At 70.8% G+C, this 18,197-nt stretch carries 17 protein-coding genes; 9 read left to right on the top strand and 8 right to left on the bottom strand.

From position 1 onward, the window contains the following. Positions 1-39 precede the first annotated feature (39 nt). The 6 genes from KGD83_RS15195 to KGD83_RS15170 all read right to left on the bottom strand — a co-directional run bounded on the left by KGD83_RS15195 (position 40) and on the right by KGD83_RS15170 (position 5,744). Positions 40-1,725: a class I adenylate-forming enzyme family protein gene (locus KGD83_RS15195; protein ID WP_212639835.1), complete on the bottom strand. Its 1,686-nt coding sequence runs from the start codon at positions 1,723-1,725 to the stop codon at positions 40-42. Further along, positions 1,715-2,371, bottom strand: coding sequence for a methyltransferase (locus KGD83_RS15190; RefSeq protein ID WP_212639834.1), 657 nt, complete (start codon positions 2,369-2,371; stop codon positions 1,715-1,717). The genes KGD83_RS15195 and KGD83_RS15190 overlap by 11 nt, the downstream gene beginning before the upstream one ends. Before the next feature lie 77 nt (positions 2,372-2,448). Continuing rightward, positions 2,449-2,979 carry a beta-ketoacyl-[acyl-carrier-protein] synthase family protein gene (locus KGD83_RS15185; protein WP_212639833.1) on the bottom strand — a complete coding sequence of 177 codons (531 nt, stop codon included), beginning with the start codon at positions 2,977-2,979 and terminating at the stop codon, positions 2,449-2,451. Next, positions 2,976-4,091 (bottom strand): beta-ketoacyl-[acyl-carrier-protein] synthase family protein, encoded by a 1,116-nt coding sequence (locus KGD83_RS15180; RefSeq protein WP_212639832.1) that lies wholly within the window; start codon positions 4,089-4,091, stop codon positions 2,976-2,978. Before KGD83_RS15180 ends, KGD83_RS15185 begins: the two co-directional genes overlap by 4 nt. Next, positions 4,088-4,387 (bottom strand): hypothetical protein, encoded by a 300-nt coding sequence (locus KGD83_RS15175; protein ID WP_212639831.1) that lies wholly within the window; start codon positions 4,385-4,387, stop codon positions 4,088-4,090. Before KGD83_RS15175 ends, KGD83_RS15180 begins: the two co-directional genes overlap by 4 nt. Beyond that, positions 4,284-5,744 (bottom strand): class I adenylate-forming enzyme family protein, encoded by a 1,461-nt coding sequence (locus KGD83_RS15170; RefSeq protein ID WP_212639830.1) that lies wholly within the window; start codon positions 5,742-5,744, stop codon positions 4,284-4,286. The genes KGD83_RS15175 and KGD83_RS15170 overlap by 104 nt, the downstream gene beginning before the upstream one ends. A gap of 730 nt (positions 5,745-6,474) precedes the next feature. Here KGD83_RS15170 and KGD83_RS15165 point away from each other — a divergent pair. The 5 genes from KGD83_RS15165 to pabB all read left to right on the top strand — a co-directional run bounded on the left by KGD83_RS15165 (position 6,475) and on the right by pabB (position 11,502). Beyond that, positions 6,475-7,512 (top strand): glycosyltransferase family 2 protein, encoded by a 1,038-nt coding sequence (locus KGD83_RS15165; RefSeq protein WP_212639829.1) that lies wholly within the window; start codon positions 6,475-6,477, stop codon positions 7,510-7,512. A gap of 160 nt (positions 7,513-7,672) precedes the next feature. Further along, positions 7,673-7,927 (top strand): hypothetical protein, encoded by a 255-nt coding sequence (locus KGD83_RS15160; RefSeq protein ID WP_212639828.1) that lies wholly within the window; start codon positions 7,673-7,675, stop codon positions 7,925-7,927. Between the two features lie 192 nt (positions 7,928-8,119). Further along, positions 8,120-8,395 (top strand): acyl carrier protein, encoded by a 276-nt coding sequence (locus KGD83_RS15155; protein ID WP_212639827.1) that lies wholly within the window; start codon positions 8,120-8,122, stop codon positions 8,393-8,395. Continuing rightward, positions 8,392-9,339: a hypothetical protein gene (locus tag KGD83_RS15150; RefSeq protein ID WP_212639826.1), complete on the top strand. Its 948-nt coding sequence runs from the start codon at positions 8,392-8,394 to the stop codon at positions 9,337-9,339. The genes KGD83_RS15155 and KGD83_RS15150 overlap by 4 nt, the downstream gene beginning before the upstream one ends. 60 nt (positions 9,340-9,399) lie before the next feature. After that, positions 9,400-11,502, top strand: a complete 2,103-nt coding sequence (pabB, locus tag KGD83_RS15145; RefSeq protein ID WP_212639825.1) for an aminodeoxychorismate synthase component I — start codon at positions 9,400-9,402, stop codon at positions 11,500-11,502. 196 nt (positions 11,503-11,698) lie between these two features. Here the strand turns inward: pabB and KGD83_RS15140 are convergent, their stop codons facing one another. Further along, a complete protein-coding gene (locus KGD83_RS15140; protein WP_212639824.1) occupies positions 11,699-12,892 on the bottom strand; it encodes a class-II aminoacyl-tRNA synthetase family protein in 1,194 nt (397 codons plus the stop codon). Between the two features lie 403 nt (positions 12,893-13,295). Here KGD83_RS15140 and KGD83_RS28960 point away from each other — a divergent pair, with 403 nt between their 5' ends. The 4 genes from KGD83_RS28960 (at position 13,296) to KGD83_RS15125 (ending at position 16,006) form a co-directional block, all read left to right on the top strand. Next, a complete protein-coding gene (locus KGD83_RS28960) occupies positions 13,296-13,421 on the top strand; it encodes a hypothetical protein (protein ID WP_256448776.1) in 126 nt (41 codons plus the stop codon). A gap of 96 nt (positions 13,422-13,517) precedes the next feature. After that, positions 13,518-14,159, top strand: a complete 642-nt coding sequence (locus KGD83_RS15135; protein WP_212639823.1) for a TetR/AcrR family transcriptional regulator — start codon at positions 13,518-13,520, stop codon at positions 14,157-14,159. Positions 14,160-14,169: 10 nt separating this feature from the next. After that, positions 14,170-15,354 carry an acyltransferase family protein gene (locus tag KGD83_RS15130; protein ID WP_212639822.1) on the top strand — a complete coding sequence of 395 codons (1,185 nt, stop codon included), beginning with the start codon at positions 14,170-14,172 and terminating at the stop codon, positions 15,352-15,354. 121 nt (positions 15,355-15,475) lie between these two features. Next, positions 15,476-16,006: a sugar O-acetyltransferase gene (locus KGD83_RS15125; RefSeq protein WP_212644444.1), complete on the top strand. Its 531-nt coding sequence runs from the start codon at positions 15,476-15,478 to the stop codon at positions 16,004-16,006. 288 nt (positions 16,007-16,294) lie between these two features. Here the strand turns inward: KGD83_RS15125 and KGD83_RS15120 are convergent, their stop codons facing one another. Then, positions 16,295-18,193, bottom strand: a complete 1,899-nt coding sequence (locus tag KGD83_RS15120; protein ID WP_249351878.1) for an ABC transporter ATP-binding protein — start codon at positions 18,191-18,193, stop codon at positions 16,295-16,297. Positions 18,194-18,197 lie beyond the last annotated feature (4 nt).

Below are 18,197 nucleotides of genomic sequence, written 5' to 3'. Positions count from 1 at the left end.
GCTACTGGTGTTCGTCTCACCGTGACGCGGTGTCGTGGGCTAATACGCTGGAGCGGACCACCCCTGTCCGTCCGGCTGAGCGGTAGCGGCCGCGTACTCCTGGCGGAGCCTGCGTTTGAGCACCTTGCCGGTGACACCGACCGGGACCGATCCGGCGTCCGTCGCCCGGAGGTCGGTCAGCGGTGGACGGCCCAGACCGTCGAGGGCCTCGTTGGCCCGGGCCAGCATTCCGTCGGTGTCGTGGCCGTCGCGGAGATGGACCAGCGCGATGGCGCACACCTCGCCCGCACGTTCGGCCGCCACCACCACGCAGTCGTCGATCTCGGGAAGACGGGCCAGCAGGATCTCCTCCGTGAGGACCGAATAGACCGTCCCGTCGGCGGTACGGATGGCGTCGACCGCCCGGTCGACGTGGTAGTACCGGTCCGCGTCATCACGGAAGACCAGGTCTCCGGAGAGCCAGTAGCCGCTCAGCAGGCTGCGGTAGGTCCTGTCCGAGTCGTTCCAGTAGCCCGGTGTCACCGTCGGTCCCCTCACACCGAGCAGCCCGACCTCGCCCGCCTCGGCCTGCGTGCCGTCCTGTCGCAGGACGGCGACCTCGGCGAACGGCTGCGGGACTCCGATACAGCGATGCGGCGCCGCGACCCCGGGGATGGTGGTCATGCTCAGCACGCCGCCCCAGCCGAGCTCCGAGGAACCGAAGCCGTCGACGAACACCGAGCCGGGCACCGGATCGGCACCGACCCAGTGCCGGCCCCGCTCGACCAGCCGGGCGACGTGTGCTCGGTGTGAGGCGTCACCGACGCTGACCCAACGCTCGACCAGGTCGAGACCGGTCGTGTCGGCCTCCCGCAGCGCCAGCTCGGAGAGCGTCACCGGGAAACCGACCACGATGGTCGCGCCGTGACGGCCCGCCGCGGCGGCCACCGCCCGGCCGCTGCGGTCGGACATGAGCACCAAGGGCACCCCGGAGAGCATGGCGAGCAGCGCATAACCGATCGCCGACCCGTGCGACTGGGGAAGGGCGGACAGGATCAGCGACCTCGGGTGGTCCCGGAACCGGGTCAGGTGCGCACGGATACCCGCCATCATCTGTGCGTGGGCCCAGATCACCGGCTTCGATGTGCCGGTGGTGCCCGAGGTGTGACAGATCAGGACGGGGTCTTCGGGGGAGTGCCGGAACGGCGGCGGCACCCGTGCGTCACCGGGTGGAACGGTCGCACCGATCGACGAAACCCAGAAGCGGTCGGCCTCGGGCTCCAAGGCACCGGTGATCCGCGCCAGCCTGACGTCGTCCGTCTGGAGGCCGACGGGTGCGGTCGCCCGGAGGTGGGCCAGAGCGAGGTCGGGGTCCATCTCACCGTTGACCAGCACGGCGATGGCCCCCAGGCGGCTGAGCGCCAGGTAGTGGACCAGGTCGTCGGCGCCGTCCCGGAAGTAGACCCCGACCCGGTCCCGGGGACCGACTCCGCGTCCGGCGTACCAGGCGCTCCACGCGCCGACGAGGTCTGCCAGCTCAGCCAGGCTCAGCTGGTCGCGCAGGGTCCCGTGGGCGTCGCGGACGGGCAGCTCCGCGTGGAGGTACGGAGCATGGACGTCCGGGCTGACCCGCAACGCGGTCTCCAGGGCGTTGCCCCCGCCCACCGCCGGGTCGGCGGCGATGTCGTGGCGTACGCCGGACGGGACAAAGGTGGCCCCCACGGTGACGTCCTCACTATTTGTCATCGGGTACTAGCTCGAGAAGTTGGTAGTCGACGCCCGGGACGAGGTCCTGGGAGGTGCGCAGAACCGTGATCCGGCGGCCTGCCCGAGCGGCCAGACGGCGCAGCGAGTCGTGGTCGCCGAGATCACTGAAGCCGAGCAGCAGCCGGCCGGCGGCGGTCAGCCGCGAGCGCGCTCCGGAGAGGTAGCGCTCGTGCGCCCGGTAGCCGGGGTCGAAGACGGCCCGCCGCAGCTGTCCGCGCTGTTCGTCGCGGTCCGGTCGTGTGGCCGACCCGGTGTCGGCGCTGGCGTCGATGAAGGGGGAGTTCCAGAAGATCAGGTCGAACCGCTTCTCCGTCCCGATCCCGTCGAACACGTCACCGCGGTGCAACTCGATCCGGTCGGACAGCCCGTGCCGCGCGGCGTTGTAGGCGGTGTTCGTGACGGCCGCGTCGTTGATGTCGGTGGCGACGACACTCCTGCAGCCCTTCGCCGCGGCCGTCACCGCGGTCACGCCCGCCCCGCAGCCCACCTCCAGGAACGATCCACCGACCGGGAACGGGATCGACTCGGTGAAGAACCCGGTCGAGACGCAGTGGGTCGGGGCGAAGACTCCCGGCAGCAGGTCCCAGTCCCGGCCGTGAAGCCGGAAGGTGGTCGGCTCGGTCACTCCGGCAAGGGTGCTGTTCACCAGCCAGGACCCCCGCACCACGGCAGCCTTCGAGGGCCCGGGCCCGCCCGAGGCCGTCACGGTGTCCTCCCGTCCGTCGGCCCGGGTTCCGATCGCACCAGGTCCGCTCGGGCGAAGGACTTCACCGGGACGGGATCCATCTCGACCGTGAGGCCGAGGACCCACTCGGCGCTCCCCTCGGCCAGGAGCAGACGGGACAGCTCCAGGACCTCCGCGCGGGCGTCACCGGTCACGGCCACACAGCTCACCGGGCCGGTGAGACGGTAGTCGCGGGCGATGTGGCCGAGGACGGCGGTAGGCACCACCTGGTAGAAGAGGATCGGGCTCACCCGGTCCTGGTCGATGTGTTCGACGGACAGCTCCAGGCTGGCCGTGTCGAACCTCTGCGAGCCGAGGACGATCCCGACCCGGCCGTCGGAGCCTTCGAGGAGGTGTCCGGACCGCGGGTCGCCGAGGCATTCCCGGACGGCGGCGTACACCAGGGGAGCGAAGTCCGACGCGAAGAATCCGGCCAGTGGCGGCAGTCGCGGGCCCGCGTGGGCTTGCGTGCTGGCGACGAGCTCGAAGCCGGGCGATGACGTCGTCATGCTCCCACCAGGAGAATCGCGGAGTTGACGCCGCCCACCGAGGAGTTGAGGCTCAACGCGGAGGTCACCTCCACCTCCTCCGGCACGCTGACGTGCCGGAGCGGGTGGCGTGTGTCCGGCCGGTGCAGGGCCGCGGTCGGCGGCAGCACCGAGGAGCGCATCGCCAGCAGCGTGATGACCGCCTCCAGGGCACCGCTGGCCTCCAGAGCGTGGCCCGTCGTGCTCTTCGTCCCGCTGACGAACGTCTTCTTCGTGTGCGGGCCGAGCGCGGTGTGCAGGCCAGCGGCCTCGGCGGTGTCGTTGAGGGGGGTGCCCGTGCCGTGGGCGTTGACGTAGGTGAGTTCGTCGGCGCCGATGCCGGAGCGGTGGAGCGCCTGGGTGACCGCGGCGGCGACTCCGGTCCCTGCCGGATGGGGCTGCGCCACGTGGTGGGCGTCGTCGGTCATGGCCCAGCCCGCCATACGGGCCAGGGGCGGGGCTCCGCGTGCCCGAAGGCTCTCACCGGACTCCAGCAGTAGCATCGCACCTCCGTCGCCGAGCAGCACCCCCTGCCGTTCCTGGTCGAACGGGCGAAGCCGTCCGTCGGCGGCCAGCGCCCGCGCGGAGTCGAAGAGGCTGAACGCCTGCCGGTCGACCAGGAACGCTCCACCCGCGAGCACCGCCGAACTGACACCGCTCCTGATCAGCTGCGCACCGTGGATGATCGCGTTCGCCGCGGCACAGCACGCGTTGACGAACGTGCGCCTCGGTCTTCCCAGACCGAGCCGGTCGGCCACCAGTTCGGTGAGTTCGGCGGGGGACTCCGGCTCGACAGAGGGCGCTCGCAGTTTGGTCGCCAGGACGATGGGAAGCGTCGCCGGGCTGGGCCAGCCGGCCATGTCGATCGCCTGGCTCGCGCAGGCGATCGCCACGTCGACCGTCCCCGGGGCGGATCCGGTGCCGTCCTTCTCCTGGTAGGTCGCCGCCTGGTCGGTGCGGCACCGGGAGACGTCGAAGCGGGTGACCGGGCCAAACGCCGGCGTACCGGAGAAGACCCCGTCGACGAGGGCCTCCTGGCCGAAGCCGAAGGCGCTGAACACGCCGAAGCCGCTGACATAGACCTCAGCGGTCATGCGTGCCCGTCCCCCAGATCACGGTTGACGAGGGACAGCAGGGCGCCGATGGAGTCGACTCCGGTCGTCTCTCCACTGATCTTGGCCACGACGCCGTGCCGCTCCTCCAACAGGTGCTGGATCCAGATCGCGGTGTAGGAGTCGATGACGAGCAGGGTGTCGTCGTCGACCGCCTCCGGCAGGTCGACGCCCTCACAGTCCGCCAGGATGTCGCGGATCTCGTCCCTGCTGACCGCCTTCGCCCGGGGCTGTTGTTCTCTGGTGGTGGATCGCGGAGAGGAGCTGTGCTCGGTCACGGACAACCTTTCCGGTTGGTGTCGCGGGAAGTTTCTCTTGCAGGTAGTACCGCTTGGGGGCCTTCAGGGAGCTCAGCCGTTCCCGGCTCCAACCCGCGAGCTGGCGGTCCGTGAGCCCGTTACGGGCCGCCACGTGAGCCTCGATCACGTCCTTGAACGTCACGACCGCGTGGGCGACGTCGGGGTGCTGTTGCAGCACCTGCTCGATCTCCAGCAGGTCGATCTTGATGCCGCCGATCGCGATCACGGAATCGGCGCGGCCTAGGACGCTGACCGAGCCGCTCGCCTCGTCGACCGTCGCGCGGTCGAAGGTCCGCAGCCAGCCGGCGGCGAACCGCGCCACGCCGTCGTCGACGAGGTAGGGCGTCTCGTCGAGACGGACGTACAGCTCTCCGTCCGTCTCCCGGACGGTGATGCCGGGAGCGGGCCGACCGACGTGGGGAGCGGGGAACCGGCCGGTGAGGTCGGCGGTGATGACGCCGACCTCCGTCATGCCGTACACCTGGCCCAGTCGGCATCCGCTGGCCAGCCGGAACCGCTCGGCCACGGCCGGACCGGTCGTCATCCCCGCGCTGGCGGCGACGCGCAGTCGCGGCAGCCGGGGAAGCTCCGCCGTGCTTCCGAGCAGTTCGAAGTGCGTGGTCACTCCGAAGATCGCCGTGGGTTCGAGCGCCACCGCGGCCCGGGCGATCCCCCGACCGTGCTGCGCGGAGGGAAGGAGGACCGGCATGCCCGTGGCCAGCCCGTACAGGATTCCGCCGATCAGACCCCAGGTGTGGACCGGCGAGCACAGCAGGAGGAGCCGGTCGTCCCCGCCCGGCATGTCGTCGATGGCGGCGTACCGGTCGATCTCTTCGTTCAGCGACGCGGCCGACCGCCCCACCACCTTGGACTGCCCGGTCGACCCGGAGGTGAACTGTACGAGGCACACCTTCCCCGGAAGGGCGGCCGCCCCGGTCAGCGGCACCACCTCCGGCTGGGACCGGCCGGTGAAGTGGGTCGTCCCGGTCGCGGCGCGCACGTGGAACGCCGGCGGGCACAGCCGTGTCAGGGAGGCGGACTCGGCCTCGGTCAGCCGGTGGTCCAGGAGCATCGCGCGGGCGTCCAGCTTCCAGATCGCCAGGAGCAGCGCGAACAAGGTGGCGTTGGGGGAGAGCTGCACCGCGACGCAGTCGCCCGGCCGGACACCGCTCGCCACCAGCAGGTCCAGGCACCGGTCGACCTCACGGTGCAGTGCCCGCCGGTCGATGGTCCCCGTTTCGTCGGTCCACAGCGGATCGTCCGAGCCCACCCCGCACAAGCGGTCGCTCAGCTCCCGCGCGGACAGCACGGGTTCCGGTTCCGTATCCCCGTGCATCGTGAATCCCCCTGAGAGATCGACAATCCGCTGATGAAGTGGTGGTCGACGCCGACACCAACCCGTCCTCCGCCCGGACAGCTGGTTCGATTGGTCGCTGAAGAGCCCAGTCGAAATCCAGCAATGCTTCGTCGGTGAAGCCCTCTTCGGTAGACCTCGGCGGAGGGGCGCAGGATCGGAAACTACCCGATCGAATCTCTCCGCGACAACCTGTTTTATTGGCCTAAAGTGGCCGCGGACCCCGGAAACGGGGCAGGACTCCGAGGAAGTCCGTGCTCCCGAAAGCTCTGCCTTTTGCGTTCCAGAAGCACCGCTGAACTGGCGGTTCACCGCCGGCGGGGCGTGACGCGACCGAGCCGGACCGCCGGGTGGCGAACGGGGCCCCGGGCCGGGAGGCGCTCTTTTGCGATCATGCGAACGCGTGTACCGTCAGGGCCGGAGATCTCGTACGCCGATGGGCTGTCAGCTCCGGAGGCCCTGATGAGGGGCAGCCACGCGGGGCCGTGCGTGTCCGGCGAACAGGGAATTGAACTGGTGTTATTCGAGATGGACGATATCGGGAAAGAGACCCGGAAAGGGCTGGGCCGCTTACGCGACCTCGGGTTTTCCACGCGGCCGCAATATTGGTGACCTCGCCCGCCATGTTCGTGTGACCGGTCCGGGTATTGGTGGCGAATCCCCATCGGCCATGCCGGCCGTCCAAATCTCACTGGCCCTACAAGGAGGGTGTGTGCGCACGGCAGCACGACAACGCGGGATGTCCGTCGTCATTCCGGTCAAGGGCCGGGTACAGCTGTTGCGGGCCCAACTGGCCTCGCTCCGCTCCGCCATGGACCGCAGTCCCGAACCCGCGGAGGTCATCGTTGTCGACGACTCGGAACCGGCCGACGCCGCCAGTCACCGAGCGAACTGCCGTGAGTTCGGCGCCCGCTACGTGACCGGCCCCCGCCACGTCGGCGCGAAACGCAATCTGGGCGTCGAACAGGCCGCGTACGACCTGATCCTGTTCACGGACTCCGACTGCCGGGTGCCGCCGGACGTCTTCGAACGTCATGTCAAGACCCTGCGCAGCGCTGACGACTCCGTCGGGGGCGTCACGGGCCCCACCTTCGTGGAACAGGGCCGGGCGCCGGCGAACCGCGTCATGCGCTGGTCGAAGTTGATCAACGACGACCTGGAACGCCCGCGTCGATGCGCGAGGGTCACCTGGGCGACGGCCACGAACCTCGCCGTGCGCCGGGAGGTGTTCGAGGAGGTCGGCGGTTTCCCCTCCGAGAGCCTCGACCACGTGGGCGGTGAGGACTGCGACCTCGGCCTCAAGATGTCCGATGCCGGATACGCGATCGTGTGCGACCCCGAGGCGGTCGTCGTCCACGACCACGCCATCACGGACTCCCTCGCCACCGCGGGCCGCCGGCTCTACGGCTACGGTCGCTCCGAGCAGTGGGTGTGCAGTGTCCACCCCCGCCGCCGTCGGCTCGTGGTGAACGCCTTCACCGTCGGAGCGGCGGCCACCGCGGTCGGTATGGCGCTGGCACCCCGCACCGGCGGGCGAAGCCTGCTGGCGGGGCCCGCGAGTCTCCTGGCCGTGGTGGGCCTGCGCGCCCGTCGGCTGCGCGATGACGACAGGTCCGTCAGCGGCTCCGTCGAACGCTTCGTGTGCGCGTCGGTCGACCTCATGTTCGACCTCGGCGGTTTCGTGGCGGCGCTGGAACTCCGCCGTCCGAGCATGTTGTTCACCGGCCTGGAACCGGCCGACGCCGACTGAGACCGGAAGCGCGGCCCGGCCGCCCGTCCCTTGGCCGGGAGGTGGGCGGGGCCGCGCGAACACGCGACGGCCGGAGCACGGCGGTCCCCGGGTCCGCCATGGCCGGTTGCCGTTGTCCGGCGGCGTTTCACCGTGAAGACGGGGATGCGAATAGATAATGATGACGAACGACGAAATGACCGCGATCATCGTCGAATGCACGGCCCTTCAGGCAATCGAGGGGCCCATCGGGTACGACACGAAGATATCCATCGACTCCTTCAGTTTCGTCTGGCTCCAGCATCTGCTTGAACAGCGCTTCGGATTCGACCTGGAGCAGCCCGGACAGGACGTCCTGGAGACACTGGACTCGGCGCGTTCCGTGCACCGGTACCTCGCCGGGATCAGCCCGGACCGCTTCGCCTCGGCGGACTGAGAAGAATCGTGGGAAGAATCCGCCACCCCGACAACGCGCGCAAGGACGTTCCATGATGCGAAGGGAGAATCATGTGCGCTCAGATGACGCACCCGCATTCCATGCCACAACAGAATTCTCGGCGGCTTTTCGTCGCACGCGAGAACCGTTCGCGAGGGACAGCGGGCTCCACGGCAGCGGGGAGGAACACCGGTGAGTGAGCAGCCTGCGGCCACCGCACTGAATTCCGAGTTCGAGACCGTGCTGCGCCGGTGCCTGGACGAACGGATCGACCCGGAAGCGCCGTTGCGGGAAGACAGCGACCTGACGGCTTTCGGTATGGACTCGCTCACCGTCGTCCGACTCCTGGTGACGATCGAGGACGTCTTCGGGGTGACGATTCCCGACGAGGACCTCGCGTTCGAGATCTTCGCCTCGCCCGGTGCCCTGTGGACGGTTGTCTCCGGTCTCCTGGAGGAAGCCAGGTGAACGCTGAGCTGCTCCGGGACGTCGCGGAAAGAGTACGGCTGGTTCCTGACCGGCACCGGGTCTTCAACCAGGGCACACCGACGGTCCTGAAGGTTTTCGGGATCGGCGCGCCGGTCCTGTCCGACCTGCTCGATCTCGGGCTCCCGCACCGTTCGTCGGGGGGTGAGCGGTACTTCGACAAGCTGGACCTGGAGAACGTCTCGCTCTCCCTGGGGCTGCCCTCGCCCCGCTACCTCGCGATGCGACGGTGGCCCGAGGTGCTCCGTGCCGTGGTGGAGCGCCGCCCGGTCCGCTACGACCTCGAAGTCGTCGCGGAATGCGATCCCGAAGCACCCGTCCATGTGTGCGACTTCCGCCTGCCCGCGGAAGTGCTGGCCCTGGGGACGGAGACGGACCCCGCTGTCCGCAGGCTCACGCTGAGCCGCGAGGTCGGGGCCACCGGCCGCCCCGGCGAGGCTCCTCGGGAACTGCAACGGATCTTCTCCGAGGTGTCCGGGTTCCGGTTCCACATCCTGCCCGAAGCCCTGTACGGCGACCTCGCCTTCGTCGCGGAGACCTCGCTCGCCGACTGCGAACTGGCCACCCGGTACCTGGCCCGGCGGGCGGCCGAAGAGGGTTGGGAGGCCCGGCGCAGCTTCGGACTGCTGCTGTCCAGCCCCTACTCACTGCCGCACTACTGGCCCGAGATCCGACTCGACGGGGTGTGGACCGCCTTCGACCCCCACCTGGTCAACAGCCTGGTCCGGTGGGGGGTGCTGGCGCCCTCCGCTGTCTCCAGCGCCCAGGTGCTGAACTCGGTCTTCTTCCGTGTCGCCGAGGACTGGATGCCCCTCGTCCAGGACGCGGGACGCCCCGCGCGGGTGTCCGTGCTCACCCGGCGCCGAGCCCTGACCGACGGCGCCGCGAGCACCGACCAGCCGGTGAAGGAGACCGCCGATGACTGAGCTCGGGGGCGTCACCGCCGTCGTCAGCGGTGACGCGCGAGCTCGTTCCGGGGCACGCGCATGACGACTCTCCTCATCGACAACTACGACTCCTTCTCCTACAACCTGGCCCACTACCTGGGCGAGGTGACCGGAACCGAACCCACGGTCATCCGCAACGACGAGCCCGGGTGGCGGGTGCAATACCTCGACGGTTTCGACAACGTCGTCATCTCCCCGGGTCCGGGGACACCCGGCGTCCCGGCCGACTTCGGCATCTGCCGGGACGTCATCGCGGCGGGCAGCGTCCCCCTGCTCGGTGTCTGTCTCGGGCACCAGGGCATCGCGATGCTCGGCGGCGGGTCGTTGGCACTGGCCCCGGAACCCCGGCACGGCCGAAGGTCTCCGGTCCTCCACGACGGCGCGGGGTTGTTCGCCGGGATCCCGTCCCCGCAGGAGGTCGTGCGCTACCACTCGTGGGCGGTCGACCGCCTCTCGGACGATCTCGAAGCGCTCGCCTGGACACCCGACGGGGTGCTGATGGCGCTGCGCCACCTCAGCCGCCCCCAGTGGGGGGTGCAGTTCCATCCAGAGTCCATCGCGACGGAGTACGGGCACCGCCTGCTGGCCAACTTCACGGAACTGAGCGCGGAATGGAACCTCCGACACGGCAGGCGCGTGCGCGCTCGGCCGCCGTCGACGGCCCTCCCGAGCGCCCCGGAGGGCCGAGGACGGGTGCGGTACCACCTGATGGTCGAGGAGTTCCCCACGCCGTGCGACGCGGAACAGATCTACGAGGCGCTGTTCCTCGACCAGTCGTTCGCGTTCTGGTTGGACAGCAGTCGTCCCGATCCCCGGCTGGGGCGCTTTTCGATGATGGGGGCGGCCGACGGCCCCCTGTCGGAGGTGGTCACGGCCGACGTCGCCGACGGCACGGTCACCGTACGCTCGGGGCGGCACGCCCGGACGGAGGTCCGGCCGCTCTTGGACTGGCTGGACGACCGTCTGCGCGCCACCGAGGTCGTCGGCGGCGATGGGCTGCCGTTCGACTTCCGGGGTGGCTGGGTCGGCTACCTGGGTTACGAACTGAAGGCCCAGTGCGGCGCCCGCATGGGCCACCGTTCCGATACGCCGGACGCGTCGCTGCTGTTCGCGGACCGGTGTGTCGTCCTCGACCACAGCACCTCCAGGACCTACCTGCTCGCCGTGCACGAAGGGGACGGGGCGTCGGCCCGGAGCTGGCTCTCGGCCACCCGGGCCCGTATCCGGGCCCTTGCCGGTGCTTCCCGCACCTCGGTGGCGAAGCGGGAGGGTGCCGCGGCGCCTGTGTCGCCGCGGCACGGCCGCAGCGCCTACCTGGAACTCATCGAGTCCTGCCAGCGCGCCATCACCGCTGGTGAGAGCTACGAGGTGTGTCTGACCAACATGCTCGACGTGGAGTGCGCGCTGGACGTGTGGTCCGCCTACACCTCGCTGCGCCGGGACAACCCCGCTCCGTTCGCGGCGCTGCTGCGCCTGGGGGACCTGTCCGTCCTGAGCACCTCCCCGGAGCGCTTCCTGCGCGTCGACGCCGACCGGCGCGTGGAGGCCCGGCCGATCAAGGGCACCCGCCCACGGGGCCGCTCGGCCGAGGAGGACCGAAGGCTCCGGGAGGAGTTGGCCTCCTGCGAGAAGGACCAGTCCGAGAACCTCATGATCGTCGACCTGCTCCGCAACGACCTGGCCAAGGTCGCGACGACCGGTTCCGTGGCGGTTCCGGAGCTGTTCGTCGTTGAGACCTACGCGACCGTCCACCAGTTGATCAGCACCGTGACGGCCCGGCTGCGCCCTGACCGCAGTCCGGTCGACTGCGTCCGTGCCGCCTTCCCCGGCGGCTCGATGACCGGAGCGCCGAAGCTGCGCACCATGGAGATCATCGACCAGTTGGAAGGCCGGCCCCGCGGAGTCTACTCGGGTGCCATCGGGTACTTCTCGCTGTCCGGAAGCGTTGACCTGAACATCGCGATCCGCACCCTCGTGGCGCAGGCCGGTCGGGTCGGTTACGGGGTCGGTGGCGCGATCGTGGCGATGTCCGACCCAGCTGAGGAGTTCGAGGAGACCGCGGTCAAGGCCGCACCTCTGCTCTCGCTGCTCGGCACCCGTTTCCCGGAACGCTACACGCAGACGGCGACGAGCGGAGTCTGAGAAGGCACCGGGGAGGGTCCGCGCCGCTCGCCGAGGGCCCTCCCCGACGACGGCCGTGACCGACCCCGCTGCCGACGGTCCTCGTCCCCGCGCACGCGGAAGCCAGGCGGGGCGGGGACGAGTTCACCGGCGGGGGAGGAACGGCCCCGGGGTGCCGGGACCGCCGCGAACAGCGGTCGCAGTCGGCACCGGGCGCTCATCCCAGGGCCTCCCGCACCTTCGCGGGCCAACTCCCGGGGTCGGTCCCGTGCTGGCAGAACAGCGCGTAGCCGATCCGTTCCAGGCCGATGCCCACACACGCCGAGTGCGCCGGCGAGCCGTCGGGCAGGCTGATCCGGAAGGGGCCGCCGAAGGTGGTCCCGTGCAGGTTGAACGAGCCCGCCGCGATGGTCCTGCCGGGTTCGACGGGGACTCTCAGCTCGTATTTCGTCTTGGTCAGGCGCTGGGCCAGAACCTGCTGCGGGCTGGTGTCGCTGCCGAAGAAGGGGTCGTTGGCGACCTCGACGTGCGCGGCGAGCGCCAGTTCGGCGGTCAGGTCGCAGACGGCCTCCAGGAACGCCTGACGCCGCCGGGCCACCGTCGCGGCGTCACCGAGGAAGACGATCTCACGGATGGTGAAGTCCCACAGCCGTTCCATCGAGCGGGCATAGGACGACTCGAAGCGGAAGGACTTGCCCCGGGAGGTGACCACCGCGTGGTCTTCCGGCAACGGCGCCCCGCGCAACTGGTGGTAGGTGTGGAAGCACATGGTCGGCGGCAGGCAGTACCCGGAGTGCGCCGAGTGCTCCTGCAGGTGCGCGGCGAGCCCGTCCGGGGTGGCGGCGTGGTCGGGCAGATCCGCGAGGAACGCGTCGTAGGTGTCGGTGTCCGCGTGCAGCCGACCGGCCGTGAACAGGTACTGCGGGAACGCCCCGAGATAGCCGCCCGTGTGCAGTGACCGGGTGGATATCAGGGTGGGGTAGCGGTACTCGACAGCGCCGAACCCCATGGCGACGGCCCTCACCCGTCGGTCCACGGCCTGCAGCACCCCGGTCATGGTCTCGCCCAGGGCCACCAGTCCGGGACCCATGTCCTGTACGGTGCCCGCCGCTTCGAGCCGTTCGTAGGTGTCCGGCGTCGTGCGGTCGGGATGCGGAGAGGTCCACACGACCTCGCCCGCGCTCAGCCGCTGCGGTGCCACCTCGCGCCTGGTGATCAGGTTGATCTTGCGGGACAGCTCAGCCTGGTCCGCGTCGCCGACCGTGGTCACGTCCAGACCGATGATCTGGTCTTGGTCCGTGATCAGTTCGAACGTCTCGATGGCTTCGGAGGTGTAGTGGACACGGGACGCGAGTTCACCGCCCCGGGCGACCGGAACTGCGACTTCGAGGGGGATGCGATAGGCCGGCACGGCCCTCCTTCGGACGGGTCTGATACGGCGACAGGGGTCCCCGGACCGGGCGCGGCGAGGTCCGTACAGGCTGCACCGGTGCGCCGGATCCGAAGCCGTCACCGTCCGGAGCGGGCCCCTCGAAACGGTCGTTCCCCTCCCCGGCGGCGCGGCGACACTCGAACAGCTCGGTGGGGTAAAGGGTACTCGAGCGGTCTGGTAGGGACTTCGCGGAGTCGGCGGTAACGGCGGTCCTGACGCCCCGGTCGGCATGAGCACGCCCTCACCAGCGGGATCCGTCCGAGGTGTCGGGCACGTGTCGGCCTCTTCGGCGCCCCGCACTTCCGACGCGACGCCCGCCGACCAACCCGTTCCACACCGGTCGCGCGGAACGCAGCCGTGCGTTCGTGGCGTGGGACGAGCCTTGTCCGATGCCCCGTCGGGCACGCGGCCGGGGTGGAGCCGCGGCTCCGGGGCCCTGGCCCGGCACCCCGAGCGGACGGCACCGGCCGTTCCCGAGCGCGACGAGTTCGACGTCGTGCGCGGCTGAAGGCAGGGTCGGGCCCCGGGGCGGGTGGGTGGCGGTCCGGGGTCGCGTCAGGGACATCCCCGATAGCTTCCTGACCGTGCGTGCTAGATTCTGGCCATGCGGTCAAAAAACGAACCAGGCGGACAGAAGCGGTCCTTCATCGAGGAGGCCCGCAGGGCGCAGATCACCGCGGCGGCGGTCGAGACCATCGCCGAGGCGGGCTACCCCAACGCCTCCCTGGCGCGGATCGCGCGCACGGCCGGGATCAGCAAGGGCGTGATCTCCTACCACTTCGCCGGAAAGGACGAGCTCATGGACCAGGTGGTGACCGACGTCTACACCGAGATCGCCGAGTCCGTCTTCCCCGGGATGCTGGATCAGGCCGACGCCGCCGACATGCTGCGCGCCCACGTGCGCGGCGTGGCCGAGTACGCGCTGTCCCACCCCGAGCGCATGGCCGCCCTGGGGCAGATCTTCACCCACGCGCGCAAGGCGGACGGCACCCCGCGGTACGGGGCGGCGGAGTCCGACGTGCTCTACGAGTCCCTGGAGGGCCTGTACCGGTCCGGACAGGAGAGCGGCGAGTTCCGCGACTTCGACGTGCGGGTGATGGCGGTGACCCAGCAGACGGCGATCGACGCGATGTTCGCCTACTGGAGCGCCCATCCCGGCCACGACCTCATGGCGCACGCCCGCGAGCTGGGCGAACTGCTCGTGCGCGCCACCCGCGCCGACCGCTCCCCACCCCAGGACGACTGACGAGGACACCATGACGCAGCACGCCGGCCCACCCCTACTCCCGGACCCCGCGCCGACCGCGCGCGGGCGCCTGCACCACGTCGACAACCTGCGGGGCGCGTTGACCGTGCTGGTCGTCCTGCACCACGTCGCGCTCACCTACGGCAACATCCCGGTGTGGTTCTACCTCGAACCGGCCCAGGACCCCTCCGGCGGTCTGCTGGACCTGCTCGTCTTCCTCAACCAGACCTACTTCATGGGACTGTTCTTCCTGCTCGCGGGCTACTTCGTGCCGGGAGCGGCCGACCGCCGGGGCGGGCGCGGGCTGGTCCGCGAGCGCCTGGTGCGCCTGGGTGCGCCGTTCCTGCTGTTCGTGCTGCTGGTCCGCCCGTTCCTGGTGATCCCCAACTACGCGCCGGCCGTCGAGATGTTCGCGGCCGGGGGCGGTGAGCTGCCGTTCTGGCTGTTCCTGATCGTGACCTACGACCCCGGGCCCATGTGGTTCGTGGAGGTCCTGCTGGTCATGACCCTGGCCTACGTGGCCGTGCGGAGCCTGCGCGAGCGCCGCGCCCCGCAGGCGGGCACGGAGGTCGAGCCCCCCGCGCGTCCCGCCGACACCGCTCCGCTGCGCTGGGCGGCGCCCGTCGCGGCCCTCACCCTGGGGCTGGCCCTGGTCACCTTCGCCTGGCGCTACCTGGCACCGGCCCCGTACTGGCCGATCGTGGGGCTGCCCAGCCCCGGCTACCTGCCGCAGTACGCCACCCTGTTCGTCCTGGGCGTGCTGGCCTACCGGGGCAACTGGCTGACCCGGCTGCCCGGCGCCGCCGGGTGGTGGGGCGCGGCCCTGGCCCTGACGGGCCTGGCGGCGGGGGCGGCGGTCACGATCCTGCTGGGCGAGATCACCCCGGGCACCTGGCAGGCGCTGGCGCAGATCACGTCCGAGTCCGTCCTGGCCACGGGCGCGGTGCTCACACTGCTGGTTGGCTTCCGGCGCTTCGCCAGCGGGAGCAACCGCCTCACGCGCTGGCTGTCCGACAACGCCTTCGCCGTGTACGTCCTGCACCCGCTGGTACTGGTGGGGCTGGGTGTGACCCTGAGCGGTTGGGAGGCCAGCGCGCTCGTGAAGTTCCTCGGCATGGGAGCGCTCGCGGTTCCGGCCTGCTGGGCGCTGGCCACCGCCGTGCGAGCGGTTCCCGGAGCCCGGCGGATCCTGTGAGGGACCGGCCGGGGCCCGTCTCCGGATTTCGCGGAGACGGGCCCCGGCCCGCGTGCGCGCCGGGCTAGGGTCGGAGCGCGACCGACACGAAGGGACCGTGGTGACCAGCCAGAAGGAACGCATGCTCGCCGGTGAGCTCTACCAGGCGGACGATCCCGACCTCCAGGCCGACCTCGTCCGGGCGGAGAGGCGCGCGGAGGCGTTCAACAACGCCTCCGTGGACGACCCGGACCGCCGAAATCTCCTGGCCGACCTGGTGGGCGAGCTGGGCGAGGACGCCTGGGTCCGGCCCCCGCTGCGGGTGGACTACGGCTCCATGATCACCATCGGCGCGCGCACGTTCGTCAACTGCGGCGCGGTGATGCTGGACGTGGCCCCGATCAGCATCGGCGCGGACGTGCAGATCGGCCCCAACGTCCAGCTGCTCACCCCCACCCACCCCGTGGACCCCGAGCAGCGGCGCGACAAGTGGGAGGCGGCCGTGCCGATCACCATAGGTGACAACGTGTGGCTGGGCGGCGGGGTCATCGTCTGCCCGGGTGTGACGATCGGGGAGAACACCGTGGTGGGCGCCGGGGCGGTGGTCGTGCGCGACCTGCCCGCCAACGTGGTGGCCGTCGGCAACCCGGCCCGCGTGGTGCGCCGGATCTGACCCCTCTCCGGCCTCGGCAAGGGCGGCGCTGAGGCCTCCGATGAGGATCCCCCCGTCATCTGACCCGTCCCGGCCTCGTGAAGGGTTCCGGAGCGTCGTCAAGGGTCGTCGCGGCGCTGCGCGAGCTGCTCGGGAAGCCTGCACCAGTGTCCTGGCGTGCACGGAGAACCGTCCCCCGGTGTGGCGCCACCGGGGGACGGGGTCTGTGGCGGCGGAAACGGCCCTCTTCGGGGACGCCCGCCCGAAGACGGGGGGAAGGCTCCGTCCGGGCCTTCCCCCGCGACTCCTCTAGGACGCCGCGCGTCCGGCCGGAACCGCCGCGGAGTCGTCGGCCGCGAACTGGGTCCGGTACAGCTCGGCGTAGCGGCCGCCGCGGGCCAGCAGTTCGGCGTGGGTGCCGCGTTCCACGATCCGTCCGGCCTCCACGACCAGGATGGCGTCGGCGGCGCGGACGGTGGAGAGCCGGTGGGCGATGACGAGCGCGGTCCGACCCTCCAGCGCCTCGGCCAGGGCGGCCTGCACCGCGGCCTCGGAGGTGGAGTCCAGGGCCGAGGTGGCCTCGTCCAGGATGACCACCTCGGGTCCGGCCACCAGCAGGCGGGCGATGGTCAGGCGCTGGCGCTCACCGCCGGAGAAGCGGTATCCGCGCTCGCCGACCACCGTGTCCAGCCCGTCGGGCAGGGCGGCGACGAGATGGTCCAGGCGGGCGCGGCGCAGCGCGTCCCACAGCTCCTCCTCCGTCGCCCCGGGCCGGGCCAGCGACAGGTTGGCGCGCACGGTCTCGTGGAACAGGTGCCCGTCCTGGGTGACCATGCCCAGGGTGGCGCGCACGGAGGCGAAGGACAGGTCGCGCACGTCCACCCCCGCCAGGCGCACGGAGCCCGAGTCCACGTCGTACAGGCGCGGGGCCAGCTGGGCGATGGTGGACTTGCCCGCGCCGGAGGAGCCCACCAGGGCGACCGTCTGCCCGGGTTCGATCCGGAAGGACACCCCGTGCAGGACCTCGCGCGGCTCGGCGGTGTCCAGGACGGCGACATCCTCCAGGGAGGCCAGCGACACCCTGTCCGCGGAGGGGTAGGCGAAGGAGACGTCGTCGAACTCCACCGACACCGGCCCGGCGGGGACCTCTCGGGCATCCTCCCCCTCCTCCACCAGGGGCCGCAGGTCCAGGATCTCGAAGACCCGGCTGAAGCTGACCAGCGCGCTCATCACCTCCACCCGGGCGCTGGCCAGGGAGGTGAGCGGGGCGTACAGGCGGGTGAGGAGCATGCCCATGGACACCACGGTTCCCGCTTCCAGGCGTCCAGTCAGGGCGTAGAAGCCGCCCAGGCCGTAGACCAGGGCCAGGGCGAGTGCGGAGACCAGGGTCAGGGCGGTGAAGAAGACCTCCTGGACCATCGCGGTGCGCACGCCGATGTCGCGGACCCGTCCGGCGCGGCGGGCGAACTCGGCCGATTCCTCCTCGGGGCGGCCGAAGAGCTTGACCAAAGTGGCGCCCGGAGCCGAGAAGCGCTCGGTCATCTGGGTGCCCATGGCCGCGTTGTGGACGGTGCGCTCGCGCTCGATCCTGGCCAGGCGCGCGCCCATGCGGCGGGCGGGCACCACGAACAGCGGCAGCAGCACGAGCGCGAGCAGCGTGATCTGCCAGGACAGGGCGAGCATGACGGCCAGGGCCAGGAGCAGGGTGACCAGGTTGCTGAGCACCCCGGAGAGCACGTCGCTGAAGGCGCGCTGGGCGCCGATGACGTCGTTGTTGAGGCGGCTGACCAGGGCGCCGGTGCGGGTGCGGGTGAAGAAGGCGACCGGCATGCGCTGGACGTGGTCGTAGACGGTGGTGCGCAGGTCCAGGATGAGCCCCTCGCCGACGCGGGAGGAGAGCCAGCGCACCCCCAGCCCCAGGGCGGCTTCGAGGACCGCGACGGCGGCGATGAGCCCGGCCAGGAACAGCACGGGTTCCAGCGGGCCGCCCTCGGTGATGGCGGTGACGACCCGTCCGGCCAGGAGCGGGGAGGCCACTGTCAGGACGGCGGTGACCACGCTCAGGGCCACGAACCAGGCGATCTGGCGCGCGTGGGGCCGGGCGAAGGCGGCGATCCGGCGCAGGACGGGCAGTGAGAAGGGGCGCTGGTCCTCGCGGGCGTGCATGGCGTGGTACATGGAGTTCCACGCGGCCATTTCCATACTCATGGTC

This window comes from Nocardiopsis akebiae (genome assembly GCF_018316795.1).
Taxonomy (GTDB): domain Bacteria; phylum Actinomycetota; class Actinomycetes; order Streptosporangiales; family Streptosporangiaceae; genus Nocardiopsis; species Nocardiopsis dassonvillei.
The sequence above is the reverse complement of the archived record's forward strand: the minus strand, read 5'-3'. Positions and strand labels throughout refer to the sequence as shown.

What these genes read in the sequence shown, in the direction of transcription:
- KGD83_RS15160 (WP_212639828.1), top strand. Translation starts at nt 7,673, where the DNA reads ATGACGAACGACGAAATGACCGCGATCATCGTCGAATGCACGGCCCTT.
- KGD83_RS15135 (WP_212639823.1), top strand. Translation starts at nt 13,518, where the DNA reads ATGCGGTCAAAAAACGAACCAGGCGGACAGAAGCGGTCCTTCATCGAG.
- KGD83_RS15125 (WP_212644444.1), top strand. Translation starts at nt 15,476, where the DNA reads ATGCTCGCCGGTGAGCTCTACCAGGCGGACGATCCCGACCTCCAGGCC.
- KGD83_RS15185 (WP_212639833.1), bottom strand. Translation starts at nt 2,979, where the DNA reads ATGACGACGTCATCGCCCGGCTTCGAGCTCGTCGCCAGCACGCAAGCC.
- KGD83_RS15120 (WP_249351878.1), bottom strand. Translation starts at nt 18,193, where the DNA reads ATGAGTATGGAAATGGCCGCGTGGAACTCCATGTACCACGCCATGCAC.
- KGD83_RS15180 (WP_212639832.1), bottom strand. Translation starts at nt 4,091, where the DNA reads ATGACCGCTGAGGTCTATGTCAGCGGCTTCGGCGTGTTCAGCGCCTTC.
- KGD83_RS15195 (WP_212639835.1), bottom strand. Translation starts at nt 1,725, where the DNA reads ATGACAAATAGTGAGGACGTCACCGTGGGGGCCACCTTTGTCCCGTCC.
- KGD83_RS15170 (WP_212639830.1), bottom strand. Translation starts at nt 5,744, where the DNA reads ATGCACGGGGATACGGAACCGGAACCCGTGCTGTCCGCGCGGGAGCTG.
- KGD83_RS15130 (WP_212639822.1), top strand. Translation starts at nt 14,170, where the DNA reads ATGACGCAGCACGCCGGCCCACCCCTACTCCCGGACCCCGCGCCGACC.
- pabB (WP_212639825.1), top strand. Translation starts at nt 9,400, where the DNA reads ATGACGACTCTCCTCATCGACAACTACGACTCCTTCTCCTACAACCTG.